The organism is Enterobacter cloacae complex sp. R_G8, from assembly GCF_024599795.1.
GTDB lineage: Bacteria > Pseudomonadota > Gammaproteobacteria > Enterobacterales > Enterobacteriaceae > Enterobacter > Enterobacter dissolvens.
The window spans coordinates 1,307,907-1,327,588 of the sequence record NZ_CP102246.1; the positions used below are offsets into that span (position 1 = coordinate 1,307,907).

The window sequence follows — 19,682 nt, forward strand, 5'->3', positions numbered from 1 at the left end:
GATGCCGTGACTGCTTACACTTTACGTGTTTGTCATCGCTTACTTTTTGGCGTTATATGATGGATAATGCCGGGATACAAGAGACCCGACTCTTTTAATCTTTCAAGGAGCAAAGAATGCTGATTCTGACTCGTCGAGTTGGTGAGACCCTCATGATTGGGGATGAGGTCACCGTGACAGTTTTAGGGGTGAAGGGTAACCAGGTACGTATTGGTGTTAACGCTCCTAAAGAAGTATCTGTCCACCGTGAAGAGATCTACCAGCGTATCCAGGCTGAAAAATCCCAGCAGTCCAGTTACTGATATTATCGCGTCTCGCTGTCGGGCGAGACGCAACCCCTCTTGTCATTTTTCCTGCTCAAAGTTACCGTTTAATTTCAATCGCTCTCTTTTTAACCACTCCGTTACCCTTAACTCGTCGCAACACCGCCATTTCTGCACAGGTTTTCTGTGAAGATGCCAGCAAAATCCGCTTATAAAACACCCTCTTTGCGGCTTTTACATGCGAATTGCCTGTGATTTGTGCAAACGATAAAAGCTTTTGGAAAATTGTTTGACTTATAAGTCCCAGAAAGTAATATATGCGCCACGCAGCGACGAGAAGCTCTTAACGAGTCACTCGAAGCACTCGAAAGAGGCGTTGTGTGGTGAGGTGGCCGAGAGGCTGAAGGCGCTCCCCTGCTAAGGGAGTATGCGGTCAAAAGCTGCATCCGGGGTTCGAATCCCCGCCTCACCGCCATTTTGCATCCGTAGCTCAGCTGGATAGAGTACTCGGCTACGAACCGAGCGGTCGGAGGTTCGAATCCTCCCGGATGCACCATCTATTACTTCATATTGCTTTAGAAGTGATATGAATATCGAGCAGTACAGTAGTAAATCCCGATGCATCCGTAGCTCAGCTGGATAGAGTACTCGGCTACGAACCGAGCGGTCGGAGGTTCGAATCCTCCCGGATGCACCATTTACTATTTCTGAAAGCAGTACCCTGATGCATCCGTAGCTCAGCTGGATAGAGTACTCGGCTACGAACCGAGCGGTCGGAGGTTCGAATCCTCCCGGATGCACCATTTACTGTTTCTAAAAGCATTTCCCCGATGCATCCGTAGCTCAGCTGGATAGAGTACTCGGCTACGAACCGAGCGGTCGGAGGTTCGAATCCTCCCGGATGCACCATCTCTTCTGTTGTTCCCTTCGATGTTTAGTTCTTAATCACTCTCGTTGTTATCACTTCGCAATCAGCGACAAAAACCCCCGTTTACGATAAAGTAATCCTTTGTTAATCGGTTAGCGAGAGCACGATGTACGCACAGTATGACGGTTTGATCTTCGATATGGATGGCACCTTGCTGGATACCGAACCCACGCACCGTAAAGCCTGGACAGACGTCCTTGGTCGTTACGGTATGCGCTTCGATCTCCAGGCGATGATTGCCCTCAACGGATCCCCTACCTGGCGTATCGCACAGGCCGTCATTGAGCTTAATCAGGCCGATCTCGACCCGCACCTGCTGGCGCGCGAAAAAACCGATGCAGTCAAAGCAATGCTGCTGGACACCGTGCGGCCTCTGCCGCTTGTTGAGGTGGTAAAAGCGTGGCACGGACGTCGCCCGATGTCGGTTGGCACGGGCAGCGAAAGTGCCATTGCCGAAGCGCTACTCAACCATCTTGGCCTGCGCCACTATTTTTCTGCTGTGGTTGCCGCCGATCATGTTAAAAATCACAAACCCGCACCGGACACCTTTCTGCTTTGCGCAGAACGAATGGGGGTGTCGGCAGCGAAATGCGTTGTGTTTGAAGATGCTGACTTTGGCATTCAGGCCGCGCGTGCAGCCGGAATGGATGCTGTGGATGTGCGCTTACTGTGAGTGACGCGCTGTCACTTTTATCATTATTCGCCAGCAGTTTTTTAAGCGCTACGCTCTTACCGGGAAATTCGGAAGTGGTGCTGGTGGCGATGCTGTTGTCTGGCGTGAGTCAGCCCTGGTTGCTGGTGTTAATAGCAACAATGGGTAATAGCCTTGGAGGGCTGACTAACGTTATTCTTGGGCGTTTCTTTCCGCTGCGTGAAAAATCGCGCAGGCAGGAAAAGGCAGTCGGCTGGCTAAAACGCTATGGCGCTGCCACGCTGTTATTAAGCTGGATGCCTGTAATAGGCGATTTACTGTGTCTGCTGGCGGGATGGATGCGCATCTCCTGGGGGCCGGTGCTCTTTTTTTTGTGCCTTGGCAAGGCGTTGCGCTATGTTCTTGTGGCGTGGGCAACACTACAGGGTATGACGTGGTGGCACTAATTGGTGGAATGAATACGCGACCTTCAATCGTCAACCATTACAATTATGCTGAGTAACATTACTTTGACAGGCGGGAGGTCAATTTGATCCCGGACGTATCACAGGCGCTGGCCTGGCTGGAAAAACACCCTCAGGCACTGAAGGGTATTCAGCGTGGTCTTGAGCGTGAAACGCTGCGCGTAAACGCGGATGGCAGCTTAGCGACGACGGGTCACCCGAAGGCGTTAGGCTCGGCGCTGACACATAAATGGATCACTACCGATTTCGCTGAAGCACTGCTGGAGTTTATCACTCCGGTGGACGGTGATATTGATCATATGCTGACGATTTTGCGCGATATCCATCGCTACACCGCCCGTAATATGGGTGATGAGCGCATGTGGCCGCTCAGCATGCCCTGCTATATTGAGCAAGGGCAGGAGATTGAGCTGGCGCAATACGGCACCTCGAATATCGGTCGACTGAAAACGCTATATCGCGAGGGTCTGAAAAACCGCTACGGCGCGTTGATGCAGACGATCTCAGGCGTACATTACAATTTCTCGTTGCCGATGGCTTTCTGGCAGGCGAAATGCGGTGAAACGGATAAGGACGCGATCTCCGCGGGCTACTTCCGCCTGATCCGCAACTATTACCGTTTTGGCTGGGTTATTCCTTATCTGTTTGGTGCATCGCCGGCAATATGCTCCTCGTTCCTGCAGGGGAAACCGACGACGCTGCCGTTCGAGAAGACCGAGTGCGGGATGTACTATCTGCCGTACGCCACCTCTCTGCGCCTCAGCGATCTTGGCTATACCAATAAATCGCAAAGCAATCTCGGTATTACGTTTAACGAATTGCAGGAATATGTGGCAGGATTGAAGCGGGCGATCAAAACCCCGTCGGAAGAGTACGAGAAAATCGGCCTCGAAAAAGACGGCAAACGTCTGCAAATCAACAGCAATGTGCTGCAGATTGAAAACGAACTGTACGCACCAATTCGTCCGAAGCGTGTGACGCGTAGCGGGGAAACCCCGTCGGATGCGCTGCAGCGCGGCGGGATCGAATACATTGAAGTGCGCTCACTGGATATCAACCCGTTCTCGCCGGTTGGTGTTGATGAGCAGCAGGTTCGCTTCCTGGATCTGTTTATGGTCTGGTGTGTGCTGGCCGATGCGCCGGAAATGAGTTCAGACGAACTGCTCTGTACCCGCACTAACTGGAACCGCGTGATTCTCGAAGGACGCAAACCGGGCCTGACGTTGGGTATTGGCTGTGAAACGGCGCAGTTCCCGCTGCCGAAAGTGGGTAAAGATCTGTTCCGCGACCTGAAGCGCGTGGCCCAGACAATGGACAGCCTTTACGGTGGCGAAGCGTATCAACAGGTCTGCGACCAGCTGGTGGAATGCTTCGATAACCCGGAGCTGACTTTCTCAGCGCGTATTCTGCGTTCTATGATTGATCAGGGCATCGGCGGAACAGGGCGTGCCCTCTGTGCGGAGTACCGTGAGATGCTGATGCATGAGCCATTAGAGATCCTGAGCGAAGCGGATTTTGTCGCGGAACGGGATGCGTCTGTTGTACGTCAGAAAGAGGTTGAAGCGGCAGATACGGAGTCGTTTGACGCGTTTCTGGCAAGGCAGGCTTAAGCAGAAAAGAAAAAGGCCACATCGCTGTGGCCAAAATATACATCTCTGAATTCAGGGATGATGATAACAAATGCGCGTCTTTCATATACTCAGACGTGCATTCTGTAGAAGAGTTCAGTTTATTTTAAAAAAAATCACTATCGGAGGTGACGTATGCCGTTATTAGATAGCTTTACTGTCGACCATACCCGTATGGAAGCACCTGCAGTCCGTGTGGCGAAGACCATGCACACTCCGCACGGCGACACGATCACCGTATTTGATCTGCGCTTCTGCGTGCCTAACAAAGAAGTGATGCCGGAAAAAGGCATTCATACGCTGGAACACCTGTTTGCAGGTTTTATGCGTGACCACCTGAACGGTAACGGCGTTGAGATTATCGATATCTCTCCGATGGGCTGCCGTACCGGTTTCTACATGAGCCTGATCGGCCAGCCGGAAGAGAAGCGTGTCGCAGATGCGTGGAAAGCGGCCATGCAGGACGTGCTGAAGGTAAAAGAGCAGAACCAGATCCCAGAGCTGAACGTCTACCAGTGCGGCACCTACCAGATGCACTCTCTGGAAGAAGCCCAGGAGATCGCGCGTCACATCATCGAGCGTGATGTTCGCGTCAACAGCAATGAAGAGCTGGCCCTGCCAAAAGAAAAACTGCAGGAACTGCACATCTAGTGCACCTTTTCCCTCTCCCGACGGGAGAGGGTAGGGTGAGGGTTGCTTAACCCCATGACCACAACGTCTACCTTCTCTTTTACCCATCGTCCCCTCGTTCCGTTTGCCCATGATTACGTTCATGGTGACAGCGAGCCGTGGCACCAGCACGATTGCGCACAGCTGCTGCACACCCTGAGCGGGGTGGTACGGGTAGATACCGCATCGGGCTGTTGGGTGGTTCCGCCGGGCCGGGGCGTCTGGCTACCAGCAGGAACGCAACACTCGCTTCGCATCACCGGCAACGTAGCGGCGCGCACGCTGTTTATCGATCCGCTGGCGCGGGCCGATCTCCCTGCGACCTGCCAGATCGTGCAGATCTCGTCGCTATTACGCGAACTGATCCTTGTCTCCCTGCAGCTTGAGGAGTCTTACTCACCGGGAAGCCGGGACGAGCGGGTGTATGAGCTGATTCTGGATGAGATCCGTACGATGCCGGTATTGCCGTTTCATCTGCCGGAGCCGGAAAGCGAGCCGCTACGCCAGCTTTGTCAGCGGATCCGCCAGGCACCCGGCGAAAGCTGGAGCAGCACTGAGGCCGCGAGCACCGCAGGCATGAGCGAGCGCACGATGAACCGCCACTTTCAGCAGCAGACCGGTTTACGCTACGCAGAGTGGTTGAGAAGGGCGCGCCTGCTGGAGGCGTTGCAACGGCTGGCACAGGGCCAGCCTGTGTTACGTGTGGCGCTGGATCTGGGCTACGGTAGCCACAGCGCCTTTACCGCGATGTTTCGCCGGGTGATGGGGATCTCACCCAGCGATTACTTCAAAGACAGCTAACCGCATTGAACAGCGCCTGAAGCGAGGCGCGCGCCACGTCACTGTCAATGCCCACACCCCAGCGGCTGCTGCCGTCCTGGAACAGGCAGCGAATATAGGCCACCGAACGGCTGTCGCTGCGTTCCCCCAGCGTGTGTTCGTGGTAGTCCTTAATCACAAACGGGGTGGTGATCCAGCGGCTTAAGCCACTGGCGGCCGCGGATAACAGCCCGTTGCCCTGGCCTTCAAGCTGGCGCGTTGCGCCCTGCGTCACGACACTTGCCGTCAAACGTAACTGACCATCCTGCTGACTGTCGCTGCGATAAGATTGCAGGGCAAAGTGCGGGTCTGCGACCAGCCCGTAGCGGCTGCGAAACAGCTGCCACAGGGCGTGTTGCGTCATCTCTTTACCGTGGCGATCGGTCTCCTGCTGCACGTGCTGGCTAAAATCCTGCTGCAGCGCGCGGGGTAATTTCAGACCATGATTCTGCTCGATGAGCCAGGCGCTGCCGCTTTTCCCGGACTGACTGTTAACCCGGATCACCGCTTCATACGTGCAGCCGATATCCTGCGGATCGACAGGCAGGTACGGCATCTCCCAGCGCTCGCCCGGTTTGCGGGCATCAAAGCCTTTTTTGATGGCGTCCTGATGAGAGCCCGAGAAGGCGGTATAGGCCAGCCGTCCCGCCCACGGATGGCGCGGATGCACCGGCAGCTGGTTGCAGGTTTCCACCACTTCTACCACCCGGTTCATATCGCTAAAGTCGAGATTCGGGCTGATCCCCTGGCTGTAGAGATTCATCGCCAGCGTCACCAGACAGACGTTGCCCGTGCGTTCGCCGTTGCCAAAAAGGCAGCCTTCCACGCGATCTGCGCCTGCCAGTACCGCCAGCTCTGCGCTGGCCACGCCGGTGCCGCGATCGTTATGCGGGTGTACGCTGATGCAAACATCGGCGCGGCGGCTAAAGCGGCGGCAAAAATACTCGATCTGATCGGCGTACACGTTCGGCGTGCTGACCTCCACGGTGGCCGGTAAGTTGATCACCATTGGCCGTTCGGCGCACGGCTGCCAGATCTCCGCCACCGCTTCACAAATCTCCAGGGCAAACTCCGGCTCGGTAAAGCAGAAGGTTTCCGGGGAGTATTCGTACTGCCAGCGGGTTTCCGGGTTCTCTTCGCAGAGTTTGCGGATAAGCCGCGTGGAGCGTGTTGCCAGCTCAACGATTTGCGCTTTCTCCAGGCCGAACACCAGGCGGCGGAACAGCGGGGCGGTGGCGTTATACAGATGGACGGTGGCCTGTTTCGCCCCGCGTAACGATTCAAAGGTGCGGACGATCAGGTCTTCCCGTGCCTGGGTTAATACCTGAATCGTGACGTCATCCGGGATGCGGTTCTCTTCAATCAACTGGCGAACAAAGTTGAAGTCGGTCTGCGAGGCGGAAGGAAAGGCGACCTCAATCTCTTTGAACCCACAGCTCAGCAGCAGATCCCAGAACTGCAGCTTGCGCGAGCTGTCCATGGGTTCGGCAAGGGCCTGGTTACCATCGCGTAAATCGGTTGAGAGCCAACGCGGCGCGTGGGTGATGCGTTGCTCAGGCCAGCGGCGGTCAGGAAGAGAAATAACGGGGTAAGGCTGGTACTTGTCGGCGGGTGTGTTCAGCATGATGCGCTCCTGTTGTCTTTTCACTATCGTGAATCGATTTCAGGCGCGCTGCTTTATCGGACGTGACAATCGCTGTCGCGTTTTGGACAACAGCGCGGGTTTTGCCGGATGTGCACAAATCGTAGGCCCGGTAAGCGAAGCGCCACCGGGCTTTCCCCGCAGAGGGCTAGTGCGCGCCACCACCCCCACCACCGGCACCAAACGGCGGTCTGGCAAACCACACCAGTCCCAGCAGGACGATAAAGATCCCCGCCGATATCCAGAAAATCTCGTTGGCCGAGATAATCAGCCCCTGGCTGGTGATCTGCTGGGCAATCCAGCCGGACGCCTGCTGCTCCGTCATGCCCATCCCCTGAAGCTGGCTATACATCTGCTGCGCATTCGGGTTGTACGGGTTCACCGCTTCGGTCAGCTGCGCATGGTGCATCGATTCCCGGTTTGTCCACAGGGTGGTGGTAATCGATGTCCCGATGGAGCCCGCCAGCGTACGGGTGAAGTTCGACAGGCTCGACGCGGCCGCCAGACGCTCAGGCGGTAAGCCAGACAGCGTGATGGTGGTCAGCGGCATAAAGAAGCACGCTACCGCGAAGCCCTGAATAAACTGCGGCCAGGCAGAAGCGCCAAAGTCCATCCCCGGTTCAAAGGTATACGCACGCCAGTAGAAGCACACCGCATACATAATGAAGCTGAAGGTCACCAGCCGACGCATGTCGAGCTTATGGGCAAAGCGGCCAATGATTGGCGACAGCAGCACCGGGATCACCCCAACAGGCGCAGACGCCAGACCCGCCCAGGTCGCGGTATAGCCATACACCTCCTGCAACAGCTGCGGCAGCAGAACAATCGCGCCGAAGTAGAGCATATAGGCGAGGCTGATACACAAACAGCCGATGGTAAAGTTTCGCGACTTAAACAGCGAGAGATCGACTATCGGGTTGTCGTCCGTCAGCTCCCAGACAATCAGGAAGCTTAGCGACACCACCGCGACAATGGTCAGGATGATGATCTCCTGCGAGTTGAACCAGTCCAGCTCTTTACCCCGGTCGAGCATGATCTGCAGACTGCCGATACCCAGGATCAGCAGCGCCAGCCCAATACTGTCGATTCGCCGCTGTTCGGTGCGGGTCTCGCGACCGCGCAGGGATTGCAGCGTCATCAGCACCACGACAGCGCCAATCGGGACGTTGATAAAGAAGATCCAACCCCAGTGGTAGTTATCGCTGATGTAACCGCCCAGAATCGGTCCGCAGATAGGCGCGACGATCACGGTCATTGACCAGAGCGCCAGCGCGACGGATCGTTTCGCGGGCGGGTAGTTGCTCAGCAGCAAACTCTGGGAGAGAGGGATCAGCGGCCCGGCGACAATCCCCTGGATGACGCGGAAGAAAATCAGCATTGTCAGGCTGCTGGACATGCCGCACGCCCAGGAGGCCAGCACAAATGCCACCGTTGACCACAGGAACAACTTCACTTCCCCGACGCGCTTCGCCAGCCAGCCGGTAATCGGAATGGAGATGGCATTCGCTACCCCGAACGAGGTAATGACCCAGGTCCCCTGGCTCAACGACGAGCCAAGGTTCCCGGCGATCGTCGGGATCGCCACGTTTGCGATGGTGGAGTCCAGCACCTGCATGAATGTCGCCAGCGACAGCGCAATGGTCATAATGACCAGCTGCGCGCCTTCCAGCGGTTTTTGCGGCTTTTGCTGTTGCATAACGCTCACCTTCGGATTAACCGGCGTTTGCCTTCACGATGTCATCGATCAGCTTGTTGACCGGATCGAGGCTAATTTCACGGGCGTTACTTTCATAAGCCGGGGTGCTACGAACCTGGCTTGCCAGAATCTGACCGTCGCGGTTGGCGGTATCTACCGTCACCAGCGTGGAGAGGCCAATACGCAGCGGATGGTCAGCCAGCTGTTTGGCATCCAGCTCGATACGCACAGGCAGACGCTGAACCACTTTGATCCAGTTACCGGTGGCGTTCTGCGCAGGGAGTAGCGAGAAGGCGCTGCCGGTACCCATATCCAGACCCACCACTTTACCGGTGTACTTCACGTCATCACCGTAAATGTCGCTGATAACGGTCGCCGTCTGGCCGATACGCATATGGGCGAGCTGCGTCTCTTTGAAGTTCGCATCAACCCACAGATTGTCCGCCGGCACGACCGCCATCAGCGGCGTGGTTGGGCTAATCTGCGCGCCGGGCTGTACGGAACGACGGGAGACATAGCCGGTCATCGGGCTGACGATTTTGGTACGCTGCAGGGCAAGCCATGCGTTACGGACTTCGGTCGCCGCCTGTTGTACCGCAGGCTGGTTTTCAAGGCTGGTGCCGAGAATCATCGCCTGGTTGGCGTTGTACTGCTGAATGGCCACATCCAGCTGCGCCTGGGCGCTGGCCACGGCGTCGCGGGCGTGCTGCAGCTCTTCACGGCCAATCAGGTTGGCGGTGCCGAGCGGCACACGGCGGTTAAGGTCGCTCTGTGCCTGGGCGAGTGCGGTTTTCTGCACGTCGATGTTGGCCTGCAGCTGCTTACTGTTGATCATCAGCTGACGGGTCTGACGCACGCTGGAGGCCAGCGCGGTCTGTGCTTTTTCAAACGCCTGTTGGGCGTCGGTCGGATCCAGCGTGACCAGCACATCCCCTTTTTGCACAAAGTCGGTATTATCAGCCCAGACTTTCGTCACGCTGCCCGACACCTGCGCCATAATTTGTACCTGGTTCCCTGCCACGTATGCGTCGTCAGTCTCTTCAGCATGACGCAATACTAAAAACCAATAGATCCCATATGCCACGGCAATAATGATAAAGAGCAAGGTCAACAGAAGAAGGGCGCCCTTACGTTTGCCTTTCTTGTTGGCCGGTTGCTGCGGGGTTGTGTTCTCCGCATTTGCGCTCATTGTTGTTCTCCACGATCTTCTTATTTTCACATCGGCTGCGCCGACCTGTTGTCAGAAAGGCCAGCAGTGTCACGTGCTGGCCTGTCAGTTTTCTTTTTTAAATCTGGATATTCGAGCGTGTCGTCGCGTTAGCGCAGCGCCTCAAGGATAGCGCCGTCTTCATCCATCTGATCCAGACGGGTGAGCAGCTTGCGAGTGATGTGCTCAAGCTGGTCGCGCTCGGCGGTGCTGAGGACAGACCAGAGTTTGTGCAGGCAGTTATGCTGAGGTGGCAGCACCTCACGCAGGAATTGGTGACCTTTGTCGGTCAGTTGCAGATGCAGACAACGGCGGTCGTTGTCGCTTTCACGGCGCTCAATCCAGCCGCGTTTTTCCAGCTCATCAGCGATACGGGTGGCGTTAGTACGGGACGAACCCAGCGCGCAGCTCAACTCAGACGGCTGAATACTGTGATTTTCCTGAGACTCCAGCGTAATCAACGCCATAAACAACGTCTCGTTAATCCCTTGAGCTTTCAGCATCTTATTACGGTTATCCAGCAGTTTCCCCTGCATGTGCATGCACAGGCGGGTCAGCAGGATTTCCTGATACGGGAAGTCCTCATGACGACTGGCGCGGAATTTAAGCATTTGTTCAATGGGCGTAAACGAACTATCCATTTGGGCATAACCTCATTAATTACAGCCGATATAGTAACGATAGTGACAAATAATGTAAATGAATTATTTGTGCGGTTAAATCCGCCAAACTTATGCCACTATCAGAAAGCGCCGGGTAAGTCCGTGACCCGGTGAGCACAGAAAGAGAGGGGGGTGAACCCGCGAAAGAGAGGATGTGAGGACAGGGGTCTGAACTATTCATGCCGTTTGAAAATATGTCACCCACATTAAAATTTCTGGGATAAATGATTACGTTTACATTAACAGACTGAGGGGCCCCTTTACACCCTAAGAGGCCCAAAGCTATGTAAAACTTAGTGAATGGCTTCCTGACGATGGTATCCACGCCACCATACTACCAGGTTTAGCGCGGCGACAACGGCCCCTGTCGCGCACACGCCTGTCCACCCGCCATGCTGCCACGCCGAGGCGGAAATTAACGAGCCTGCCGCACCGCCGATGAAGTAGCTGGTCATGTAACCGGCGGTGAGGCGATTTCGCGCCTCCGGCTTCACGCGGTAGATAACGGTCTGGTTTGTGATATGCACCCCCTGCACGGTGAGATCGAGCACCAGGATGCCGATAATCAGCGCCAGCACGGAGGTATGACCGTACCAGATGGCCGCCCATGAGAGCAGAAGCAGCACCAGCCCGGCGCTGGTGGTCATGTGGGATTTGCCCTTATCGGCCAGCCCGCCAGCCGGACGTGCGCCGAGCGCCCCCGCCGCACCGGCCAGACCAAACAGACCAATCACCCCTTCGGAATAGTTAAACGGCGGTGCGGCCAGCAGAAACGCCATCGACGTCCATAAGATGCTGAAGTTGGCGAAGGTGAAGCAGCCCAGCAGCGCGCGGGTACGCAGGAGTTTATCCCGGGTAAAGAGGCTGAACACGGAGGCCAGAAGCTGAGGATAGTTCAGGTGGTTCTCCTGCTTCACCTTTGGCAGGCCACGCCAGAGCGCCAGCGCCATCACCACCATCAGCACGCTTGCTACCCAGTAGACGGTGCGCCAGCCGCCAAGGCTTGCCAGTAATCCTGCGACGGTACGCGCCAGCAAAATCCCCAGCAGCAGGCCGCTCATAATAGTGCCCACCACTTTGCCACGCTTTTCCGGTGCGGCGAGGGTGGCGGCCAGTGGGACCAGAATTTGCGCCACCACGGAGAACAGACCCGTCAGCGCGGTGCCGATAATCATCATTGTTAAAGAGTGACTGCTGGCGGTGATCAGCATGCCGCCTGCGGCCAGCAGGGTCATGGAGACAATCAGCATCCTGCGCTCAAACATATCCCCGAGCGGCACCAGGAACAGCAACCCGGCGGCATAGCCGAGCTGCGCGGCGGTGACAATAAAGCCGGCCGAGCTGGCTGAAAGGTTGAACGCCCGGGCGATGGTATCGAGCAGAGGTTGCGCGTAGTAGTTGCTGGCGACCGCCAGACCCGTTGCCACGGACATTAAAAGAATAAGCGCGGGGCTAAGCCCCTGAGATGTTTTTGTCATGAGTTTAAGAAATCATTAGTTAAGTGATTATTTTTCCGGAAACAATAATAACCAATGATTGTGAAGGATGGGGGATTGTCGGGTGATGGATTGTGCGGTTTTGGGGATGGTGCGGTCTGGTGCCCTCACCCTAACCCTCTCCCACAGGGAGAGGGAACGATTAAGAGGGACGGGGTGAGGGGAAAAACTTACTTCTGCGCCTCAAGCGCTTCCTTCACCCAGCCATCAAACTGCTGCTGGTGGGCTTTAATCCAGCCGTCAACATGGCCCTTCACATCCGCCTCAGACGATTTGCCCGCGTGCATCATCGCATTCTGGGCGTTGATGTCCGCCAGCGGCAGCTTCATTACCGAGAACAGTTTTGCCGCGGCCGGGTTTTTCTCCGCCCAGGCTTTGTTGGCGACGATATGCATCGTATTCACCGGGAAGCCGTAGTTCATGCCGTTCGGCAGTTTGGTGTCGATATCTTTCTGCTCGCCCGGCAGGGAGGAGAACGGCACCTGCAGCCACACCACATCTTTACCTGGCTTCAGCACGTCGCTCACCCAGTACGGGGTCCAGGTGTAGTAGATCACCGGTTTGCCCTCTTTAAAGCGGGCGATGGTGTCGGCCATCATCGCCGAGTAGTTGCCGTGGCTCACATCGACGGTTTTCGCCAGGCCGTACGCCTTGTTCTGGTGGTTAATCACCGCTTCACAACCCCAGCCCGGCGAGCAGCCCATCATATCGGCTTTGCCGTCGCCGTTAGTGTCGAACAATCTGGCGATCTTCGGATCTTTTAGCTGCTCAATATTGGTGATGTGGTACTGGTCGGCGGTTTTCTTGTCGATCAGATAACCCTGCGCCGCACCGGTCACGAAGGTGCCTTCACGGTAGAACTTCTTATCACCGCCAGCCGCGGCGTACATATCGTCGTGCAGCGGCTGCCAGTTGACGGCAGTGAAGGTCGCATCACCGGAGGCAATCGAGGTGTAGCCGACGTTGTAATCCACTTCGCTCGGCGTATTGACCGTATAACCCAGCTTCTCCAGCGCGCGGCTGACGATCAGCGTCTGGAAGCTCTCTTCCGAAATGGTGCTCTGCACCGGCTGTACGGTAATGCCTTTACCCGGCAGGTCCGCGGCGAATGCACTGGTGGAGACAAGGGTGGCAAACGCTGTGGCAAAAAGTACCTTATGTCGCATCGTTGTTCCTTATTATCTGATGAATGGACGGGTGAGTAACCCGACAGGGCCGGTGGTATACCAGCGACGGTTGCCGCGACTGCGTGAATCACGACCGACAGCCTGGGTCAGGCGGTCAAGAATAATGGCGAGGATCACAATGCCGACGCCGCCGACGGTCGCCAGCCCCATATCGAGGCGGCCAATCCCGCGCAGCACCATCTGGCCCAGCCCGCCAACGGCAATCATTGAGGCAATCACCACCATCGACAGCGCCAGCATCAGCGTCTGGTTAACCCCCGCCATGATGGTGGGCATCGCCAGCGGGAGCTGAACTTTAAACAGCATCTGCCGCGGGCTGGCACCGAACGAACGGGAGGCCTCGATCAGATCCGCAGGTACCTGATTAATCCCGAGTATTGTCAGACGAATAATCGGCGGCAGGGCGAAGATAATGGTCACCACCACGCCCGGCACGTTGCCGATACCGAACAGCATCACGATCGGCACCAGATAGACGAACGCTGGGGTGGTCTGCATCGCATCCAGCAGCGGCCGAACGATCTTCGCCGCCCGTGGACTGCGCGCCAGCCAGATCCCCATCGGCAAACCGATAACAATGCAGAAGAGCAGGGCGGTCAGCACCAGCGCCAGGGTGATCATCGCCTGCGACCATGCGCCAATGGCACCAATTGCAATCAACGAGATCAGCGTGGCGATCCCCATGCCTGCGCTACCAAACTGCCAGGCGATCAGCGAGAACAGCACAATCGCCACCGGCGCGGGCATGCCCAGCATTAGCTGCTGGAAGCCGTTGAGAATGTAATCCACCGGGACGCGGATCCCCTGGAAGACCGGACGGAAATGGGTGACCACCCAGTCGATCCCTTCCGTCACCCAGCTGTCCAGGGGGATCAGCGTTTTGTGGAACGGATCCATAATATTGAAGTGCTCTGGCGCCGGTGCTGGCGCATTATTGAGCCAGTCTGCCGCGCCACCGCCATCGGTCGGTGCTGGCGTGGAACCCCACGCATCGGCAGATTGTGCAGCACTGTCTGCTGCCTCTGTGGTGCCCCACGGGTTAGATTGATCAGCCATTGTTTGCCCCCTCGCGATCTAAAGCCTGCAGCAACATTCGTTTTGAAATGATGCCGACGTACTGTTGTTCTTCCCCAATAACCGGCACGGCACACGGTGCCTGGCCGACGTGAGAGAGCAACTCGCTGAGCGGCGTTTCGGCATCCACGGCGAGCGGAGCGTCAATTAACGCCGCATCAATTCCCTGGTTTTCGCTGAGCGCGGTTTTGAGAGAATCGATGGAGACAACGCCGACAAATTTATTGCCGCGTTCAACCAGATAACCGTATTCACGGTCTTCGTCCTGCAGAAGCTTAAGGGCAGAGCGCGGACCGAAGCCTGGCGTTTTACGAATAATGCCGTTCGGGGTACGGCGGGCAATATCTTTGGCGCTAAACACCTGGCTAATATCCACGCCGCGGAAGAAGGTCCGCACATAATCATTTGCCGGATTATTCAGAATTTCATCCGGTGTACCGACCTGCACCACTTCGCCATTTTGCATAATGGCAATGCGGTCACCAATACGCATGGCCTCATCGAGATCGTGAGAAATAAAGACAATGGTGCGCTGGTGTCTGGCCTGTAATTTTACCAGCTCATCCTGCATCTCGGTGCGAATTAAAGGATCAAGCGCCGAGAAGGCTTCATCCATTAATAAAATATCGGGATTAATGGCTAATGCGCGGGCTAAACCCACACGCTGACGCATACCGCCGGAAAGCTCATCCGGATACGCATGGGCATAATTTTCCAGCCCTACCTGGCGCAATGCATCCAGCGCTTTTTCCTGCCGTTCACTGGCGGCAACGCCCGCTAATTCCATACCAAAGGCGGTATTATCCAGTACCGTCATATGCGGCATCAGGGCGAACGACTGAAAGACCATCGCAATCTTTTTTCTGCGCACCTCGCGGAGTTCGGCCTCTGATATTTTGGCAATGTCTACACCATCAATCAGGACCTGCCCACGGGTGGGTTCAATCAGGCGATTGAGAAGGCGAACCATAGTGGATTTACCCGAACCGGATAACCCCATGATGACAAAAATCTCGCCTTCTTCAATGGCCAGACTGGCGTCTTTAACGCCAAGCGACAGCCCGGTTTTTTCCAGAATTTGCTCTTTCGAAAGGCCTTTCTCAATATATTTGAATGCGCGCTGCGGATGCTCGCCAAATATTTTATAAAGATTCTTCACTTCTAATTTAATTGCCATGCAATAGAGAGTGTCCTGTTATTTGTTTATGTCGATATGATTACCATGGTAAATTGTTAACGGGCATAACCCTAACATACTCAGATTCTGAGGCAACCCTGGGTTTGCTTATGGGTGGAATTTTGCGGTAAGCGAAACGGCTGAATTTCCCATGAGTAAAGGGCTGAGCGCGATCTGCATTTTTCTGAATTTTTTGCTGCGGCATCGGGAGAATTCGCCTGGATCGGAGTGATTCAGGCGAATATGTCGTGGAGATGACAGTGTAGCTGAAGGAGAAATATCCGGAAGGAAACTGGAATAGTTATATTTAATTAATGAACGTTAAGGCGCTCATTAAAAATCCCAGTCCTCATCTTCCGTTTCCACCGCTTTGCCCATCACATACGATGAACCGGACCCGGAGAAGAAGTCGTGGTTTTCATCAGCGTTAGGGGAAAGGGCCGCCAGAATTGCCGGGTTCACGTCGGCCATTTCCGGTGGGAATAACGCCTCGTAGCCGAGGTTCATCAGCGCTTTGTTGGCGTTGTAGCAGAGGAAGGCTTTTACCTCCTCTTCCCAGCCGGTTCCGGCGTACAGTTCTTCGGTATAGCTGAGCTCGTTATCATAGAGTTCCATCAGCAAATCAAGGGCAAACCCTTTCAGTTCCTCGCGTCTGGCATCACTGACTTTCTCCAGCCCTTTCTGGTACTTATAGCCGATGTAATACCCGTGCACCGCTTCATCCCGGATGATGAGACGAATGAGATCGGCGGTGTTGGTGAGTTTGCCGCGGCTCGACCAGTACATCGGCAGCCAGAAGCCGGAGTAGAAGAGGAATGATTCCAGAAACACGCTGGCGATTTTCTTCTTCAGCGGCTCATCGGCCTGATAATAATCCAGCACCAGGTTGGCTTTACGCTGCAATGACTCGCTCTCTTCACTCCAGCTGTAGGCCGCATCCACATCTTTGGTCTGGCACAGCGTCGAGAAGATCGAACTGTAGGAGCGGGCGTGCACCGCTTCCATAAAGCTGATGTTCGACATCACCGCCTCTTCATGCGGCGTCAGCGCATCGGCCATCAGCGCGGGGGCACCGACGGTATTCTGAATGGTGTCCAGCAGCGTCAGGCCGGTAAAGACGCGGATGGTCAGCTGTTGCTCGGCGTGACTCAGGGTTTGCCAGGCCGGAATATCGTTGGAGAGCGGCACTTTTTCCGGCAGCCAGAAGTTGCTGGTCAGGCGGTTCCACACCTCCAGGTCCTTATCATCCTGAATGTGGTTCCAGTTAATCGCACTCACGCGTGACAGTTTCATCCTTTCTCCTTACAGCGCGCAGGACACGCAGCCTTCGATTTCGGTGCCTTCCAGCGCAAGCTGGCGCAGGCGAATGTAATAGAGCGTTTTAATGCCTTTCTTCCAGGCATAAATCTGCGCTTTGTTGATATCCCGCGTGGTGGCCGTGTCCGGGAAGAAGAGCGTCAGCGACAGACCCTGATCCACGTGTCGGGTCGCCTCGGCGTAGGTATCGATGATTTTTTCCGGGCCAATCTCATACGCGTCCTGATACAGCGCCAGGTTCTCGTTGGTCATAAACGGGGCAGGATAGTAAACGCGCCCGGTTTTGCCCTCCTTGCGGATCTCAATTTTTGACACAATCGGGTGGATGCTCGACGTGGCGTGGTTGATGTAGGAGATAGAGCCGGTGGGCGGTACCGCCTGCAGGTTCTGGTTATAGATGCCGTGGCGCATGACATCGTCACGCAGCTGCTGCCACATTTCCCGCGTCGGCAGGGTAATCCCTGCACGGGCAAACAGTTTGCGCACTTGTTCGGTTTTCGGCTGCCAGTCACCCTCCAGATACTGACTGAAATATTCCCCGCTGGCATAGCGCGACTGTTCAAAGCCCGCGAAGCGCTGGTTGCGCTCGCGCGCCAGCATCATTGAGGTATGCAGCGCATGCCAGGTGATGGTGTAAAAATAGAGATTGGTGAAATCCAGCCCTTCCGGGCTACCGTAGGCGATGCCTTCCCGCGCCAGATAGCCGTGCAGGTTCATCTGCCCAAGACCGATGGCGTGCGATGCGGCGTTACCCGCCTCAATGGATGGCACGCTACGGATGTGGCTCATGTCGGACACCGCCGTCAGCCCGCGAATGGCCGTTTCTACCGTGCGGCCAAAATCCGGTGAATCCATGGTGTGGGCGATATTCAGCGATCCGAGGTTGCAGGAGATATCTTTGCCGATGTCGGCGTAGTCCAGATTCTCGTCATAGGCAGACGCACTGTTGACCTGCAAAATCTCCGAACAGAGGTTGCTCATATTGATGCGCCCGGCGATTGGATTCGCGCGGTTCACCGTGTCCTCGTACATGATGTACGGATAGCCGGACTCAAACTGAATTTCGGCAAGCCGCTGGAAGAAATCGCGGGCGTTGATGTATTTTTTGCGAATGCGATCGTCGGCAACCAGTTCGTCGTACAGCTCGCTGATGGCCACGTCGCCAAATGCCTTGCCGTAGAGGCGTTCAATGTCATACGGCGAGAAGAGCGCCATGTCGGCATTCTCTTTGGCCAGTTTAAAGGTGATATCCGGGATCACCACCCCAAGCGACAGGGTTTTGATACGGATTTTTTCGTCGGCGTTTTCACGTTTGGTATCCAGAAAACGCAGAATGTCCGGGTGGTGGGCGTGCAGGTAGACCGCCCCGGCCCCCTGACGCGCGCCAAGCTGGTTGGCATAGGAGAAGGCATCTTCCAGCATCTTCATCACCGGGATCACGCCGGACGACTGGTTCTCAATGCGCTTAATCGGCGCACCCGCTTCACGCAGGTTAGACAGCAAAAACGCCACGCCACCGCCGCGCTTTGAGAGCTGCAACGCCGAGTTCACCGCGCGGCCAATCGACTCCATATTGTCTTCAATTCGCAGCAGGAAGCAGGAGACCAGCTCGCCGCGCTGGGCCTTGCCGCAGTTAAGGAAGGTTGGCGTGGCCGGCTGGAAGCGCCCGGAGAGGATCTCATCCGTCAGTTGTTCAGCCAGGGATTCGTCGCCCTGGGCCAGCGTCAGCGCCACCATCACCACGCGATCTTCAAAGCTTTCAAGATAGCGTTTGCCGTCGAAGGTTTTCAGGGTGTAGCTGGTGTAGTACTTCCAGGCGCCAAGAAACGTCTGGAACCGAAAACCGCTGGCGTGGGCCCGCTCAAATAACCTGACCACAAAGGCGCGGTCGTAGCGGGCGAGCACGCGTTCTTCGTAATACCCTTCGTTGACCAGATAGTCGAGACGCGCGTTCTGGCTGGCGAACGTCATGCTGTTGGGACGGACGTGGGCGACAAAAAAGGCGTCCACGGCGTCATGATCTTTACCAAACTGGATGCGCCCCTCGCGATCGTAGAGGTTAAGCATCGCGTTTAAGGCGTGGTAATCCGGTGTCGCCTGCATTACGCGTTCTGCGGTTGTCGTTGCCAAAATTCGTTTACTCCTTTACGCACGTTCTCTACGTCCTGCTGTGTCCCCATCAGTTCAAAGCGATAGAGATACGGCACGCCGCATTTTTGAGAGATGACATCCCCGGCGCGACCGAAGGCGTCGCCGAAATTACGATTGCCCGCCGCAATCACGCCGCGGATAAGCGCGCGGTTGTGGGGATCGTTGAGAAAGCGGATCACCTGACGCGGTACTGCGCCTGCCGTACCGCCGCCGCCATAGCTGGGAACCACCAGGATGTAAGGGTCGTCTACCCGAATACGCTCCCGCTCGTTGAGCGGAATGCGTACCGCAGGCAGCCCGACGCGCTCGATAAAGCGAAGCGTGTTTTCCGAGCTGCTGGAGAAGTAGACCAGCCCGCTCATGCCCTTGCGGCCTGCGCGGCGAGGCGATTAATCATATCCGGGCGGAAGCCAGACCAGCTGGTTTCCCCGGCCACTACCACCGGCAGCTGGCGAAATCCCTGGGCGCGCAGGGTATCGGCCGCCTCGGGCACCAGATCGATATTCACCATCTCAAAATCCACCCCGCGGCTTTCCATAGCGCGTTTGGTCGCGTGGCACTGAACACAATCGTTACGAGTGTAAATAATAATGCTCATGATTCGTATTTCCATTTAAAATGAGAGAACGGCGCGAAGCATCGCGTCAGGT

At 56.0% G+C, this 19,682-nt stretch carries 18 protein-coding genes and 5 tRNA genes; 11 read left to right on the plus strand and 12 right to left on the minus strand.

Translation table 11 applies throughout. The features are described from left to right. Nucleotides 1-116 precede the first annotated feature (116 nt). The 11 genes from csrA to NQ842_RS06315 all read left to right on the plus strand — a co-directional run bounded on the left by csrA (nucleotide 117) and on the right by NQ842_RS06315 (nucleotide 5,405). A complete protein-coding gene (gene csrA, locus NQ842_RS06265) occupies nucleotides 117-302 on the plus strand; it encodes a carbon storage regulator CsrA (RefSeq protein ID WP_000906486.1) in 186 nt (61 codons plus the stop codon). Nucleotides 303-645: 343 nt separating this feature from the next. Then, a tRNA-Ser gene (locus NQ842_RS06270) sits at nucleotides 646-738 on the plus strand. 4 nt (nucleotides 739-742) lie between these two features. Next, a tRNA-Arg gene (locus NQ842_RS06275) sits at nucleotides 743-819 on the plus strand. 64 nt (nucleotides 820-883) lie between these two features. Beyond that, a tRNA-Arg gene (locus NQ842_RS06280) sits at nucleotides 884-960 on the plus strand. 29 nt (nucleotides 961-989) lie between these two features. Then, nucleotides 990-1,066, plus strand: a tRNA-Arg gene (locus tag NQ842_RS06285). Between the two features lie 29 nt (nucleotides 1,067-1,095). Next, a tRNA-Arg gene (locus tag NQ842_RS06290) sits at nucleotides 1,096-1,172 on the plus strand. 125 nt (nucleotides 1,173-1,297) lie between these two features. Further along, nucleotides 1,298-1,864 carry a fructose-1-phosphate/6-phosphogluconate phosphatase gene (gene yqaB / locus NQ842_RS06295; RefSeq protein ID WP_047361467.1) on the plus strand — a complete coding sequence of 189 codons (567 nt, stop codon included), beginning with the start codon at nucleotides 1,298-1,300 and terminating at the stop codon, nucleotides 1,862-1,864. Beyond that, on the plus strand, nucleotides 1,861-2,289 hold the full coding sequence (locus NQ842_RS06300) for a YqaA family protein (RefSeq protein ID WP_257256632.1): 429 nt from the start codon (nucleotides 1,861-1,863) through the stop codon (nucleotides 2,287-2,289). Before yqaB ends, NQ842_RS06300 begins: the two co-directional genes overlap by 4 nt. Before the next feature lie 83 nt (nucleotides 2,290-2,372). Then, nucleotides 2,373-3,917, plus strand: a complete 1,545-nt coding sequence (gshA, locus tag NQ842_RS06305) for a glutamate--cysteine ligase (protein ID WP_046889278.1) — start codon at nucleotides 2,373-2,375, stop codon at nucleotides 3,915-3,917. A 153-nt stretch (nucleotides 3,918-4,070) separates the two neighbouring features. Next, on the plus strand, nucleotides 4,071-4,586 hold the full coding sequence (luxS, locus tag NQ842_RS06310) for an S-ribosylhomocysteine lyase (RefSeq protein ID WP_014833019.1): 516 nt from the start codon (nucleotides 4,071-4,073) through the stop codon (nucleotides 4,584-4,586). A gap of 54 nt (nucleotides 4,587-4,640) precedes the next feature. After that, nucleotides 4,641-5,405 carry a helix-turn-helix domain-containing protein gene (locus NQ842_RS06315; RefSeq protein ID WP_196372728.1) on the plus strand — a complete coding sequence of 255 codons (765 nt, stop codon included), beginning with the start codon at nucleotides 4,641-4,643 and terminating at the stop codon, nucleotides 5,403-5,405. Here the strand turns inward: NQ842_RS06315 and leuA are convergent. The 12 genes from leuA to nrdH form a co-directional block, all read right to left on the minus strand. Beyond that, entirely contained in the window at nucleotides 5,392-7,047 is a 1,656-nt protein-coding gene (gene leuA / locus NQ842_RS06320; protein WP_046889276.1) for a 2-isopropylmalate synthase, read from the minus strand. The two genes, NQ842_RS06315 and leuA, sit on opposite strands and share 14 nt — an antisense overlap. A gap of 166 nt (nucleotides 7,048-7,213) precedes the next feature. Beyond that, a complete protein-coding gene (emrB, locus tag NQ842_RS06325) occupies nucleotides 7,214-8,761 on the minus strand; it encodes a multidrug efflux MFS transporter permease subunit EmrB (protein WP_014833016.1) in 1,548 nt (515 codons plus the stop codon). 16 nt (nucleotides 8,762-8,777) lie between these two features. Further along, nucleotides 8,778-9,950 (minus strand): multidrug efflux MFS transporter periplasmic adaptor subunit EmrA, encoded by a 1,173-nt coding sequence (gene emrA / locus NQ842_RS06330; protein WP_014833015.1) that lies wholly within the window; start codon nucleotides 9,948-9,950, stop codon nucleotides 8,778-8,780. A 128-nt stretch (nucleotides 9,951-10,078) separates the two neighbouring features. Continuing rightward, complete coding sequence (gene mprA / locus NQ842_RS06335) at nucleotides 10,079-10,609, minus strand: transcriptional repressor MprA (protein WP_014833014.1); 531 nt, start codon at nucleotides 10,607-10,609, stop codon at nucleotides 10,079-10,081. Between the two features lie 314 nt (nucleotides 10,610-10,923). Next, nucleotides 10,924-12,108: an MFS transporter gene (locus tag NQ842_RS06340; protein ID WP_050861352.1), complete on the minus strand. Its 1,185-nt coding sequence runs from the start codon at nucleotides 12,106-12,108 to the stop codon at nucleotides 10,924-10,926. Nucleotides 12,109-12,296: 188 nt separating this feature from the next. Then, a complete protein-coding gene (gene proX / locus NQ842_RS06345; RefSeq protein WP_047361474.1) occupies nucleotides 12,297-13,292 on the minus strand; it encodes a glycine betaine/L-proline ABC transporter substrate-binding protein ProX in 996 nt (331 codons plus the stop codon). Nucleotides 13,293-13,304: 12 nt separating this feature from the next. Further along, complete coding sequence (gene proW, locus NQ842_RS06350; RefSeq protein ID WP_196372725.1) at nucleotides 13,305-14,369, minus strand: glycine betaine/L-proline ABC transporter permease ProW; 1,065 nt, start codon at nucleotides 14,367-14,369, stop codon at nucleotides 13,305-13,307. Further along, nucleotides 14,362-15,564, minus strand: a complete 1,203-nt coding sequence (gene proV / locus NQ842_RS06355) for a glycine betaine/L-proline ABC transporter ATP-binding protein ProV (RefSeq protein ID WP_014833010.1) — start codon at nucleotides 15,562-15,564, stop codon at nucleotides 14,362-14,364. Before proV ends, proW begins: the two co-directional genes overlap by 8 nt. A 333-nt stretch (nucleotides 15,565-15,897) precedes the next feature. Then, the gene (gene nrdF / locus NQ842_RS06360) at nucleotides 15,898-16,857 is read right to left on the minus strand and encodes a class 1b ribonucleoside-diphosphate reductase subunit beta (RefSeq protein WP_257256633.1); all 960 of its coding nucleotides are present in this window, start codon (nucleotides 16,855-16,857) and stop codon (nucleotides 15,898-15,900) included. Nucleotides 16,858-16,866: 9 nt separating this feature from the next. After that, nucleotides 16,867-19,011, minus strand: a complete 2,145-nt coding sequence (gene nrdE / locus NQ842_RS06365) for a class 1b ribonucleoside-diphosphate reductase subunit alpha (protein WP_257256634.1) — start codon at nucleotides 19,009-19,011, stop codon at nucleotides 16,867-16,869. Beyond that, on the minus strand, nucleotides 18,984-19,394 hold the full coding sequence (gene nrdI, locus NQ842_RS06370) for a class Ib ribonucleoside-diphosphate reductase assembly flavoprotein NrdI (RefSeq protein ID WP_046889272.1): 411 nt from the start codon (nucleotides 19,392-19,394) through the stop codon (nucleotides 18,984-18,986). Before nrdI ends, nrdE begins: the two co-directional genes overlap by 28 nt. Next, on the minus strand, nucleotides 19,391-19,630 hold the full coding sequence (nrdH, locus tag NQ842_RS06375; RefSeq protein ID WP_013098419.1) for a glutaredoxin-like protein NrdH: 240 nt from the start codon (nucleotides 19,628-19,630) through the stop codon (nucleotides 19,391-19,393). Before nrdH ends, nrdI begins: the two co-directional genes overlap by 4 nt. Nucleotides 19,631-19,682: the final 52 nt, after the last annotated feature.

Bases quoted from the DNA above. Each gene is read 5' to 3' on its own strand.
- csrA (WP_000906486.1), top strand. From the start codon at position 117: ATGCTGATTCTGACTCGTCGAGTTGGTGAGACCCTCATGATTGGGGAT.
- yqaB (WP_047361467.1), top strand. From the start codon at position 1,298: ATGTACGCACAGTATGACGGTTTGATCTTCGATATGGATGGCACCTTG.
- luxS (WP_014833019.1), top strand. From the start codon at position 4,071: ATGCCGTTATTAGATAGCTTTACTGTCGACCATACCCGTATGGAAGCA.
- NQ842_RS06315 (WP_196372728.1), top strand. From the start codon at position 4,641: ATGACCACAACGTCTACCTTCTCTTTTACCCATCGTCCCCTCGTTCCG.
- leuA (WP_046889276.1), bottom strand. From the start codon at position 7,047: ATGCTGAACACACCCGCCGACAAGTACCAGCCTTACCCCGTTATTTCT.
- emrB (WP_014833016.1), bottom strand. From the start codon at position 8,761: ATGCAACAGCAAAAGCCGCAAAAACCGCTGGAAGGCGCGCAGCTGGTC.
- emrA (WP_014833015.1), bottom strand. From the start codon at position 9,950: ATGAGCGCAAATGCGGAGAACACAACCCCGCAGCAACCGGCCAACAAG.
- mprA (WP_014833014.1), bottom strand. From the start codon at position 10,609: ATGGATAGTTCGTTTACGCCCATTGAACAAATGCTTAAATTCCGCGCC.
- NQ842_RS06340 (WP_050861352.1), bottom strand. From the start codon at position 12,108: ATGACAAAAACATCTCAGGGGCTTAGCCCCGCGCTTATTCTTTTAATG.
- proX (WP_047361474.1), bottom strand. From the start codon at position 13,292: ATGCGACATAAGGTACTTTTTGCCACAGCGTTTGCCACCCTTGTCTCC.
- proW (WP_196372725.1), bottom strand. From the start codon at position 14,369: ATGGCTGATCAATCTAACCCGTGGGGCACCACAGAGGCAGCAGACAGT.
- proV (WP_014833010.1), bottom strand. From the start codon at position 15,564: ATGGCAATTAAATTAGAAGTGAAGAATCTTTATAAAATATTTGGCGAG.
- nrdF (WP_257256633.1), bottom strand. From the start codon at position 16,857: ATGAAACTGTCACGCGTGAGTGCGATTAACTGGAACCACATTCAGGAT.
- nrdI (WP_046889272.1), bottom strand. From the start codon at position 19,394: ATGAGCGGGCTGGTCTACTTCTCCAGCAGCTCGGAAAACACGCTTCGC.
- nrdH (WP_013098419.1), bottom strand. From the start codon at position 19,630: ATGAGCATTATTATTTACACTCGTAACGATTGTGTTCAGTGCCACGCG.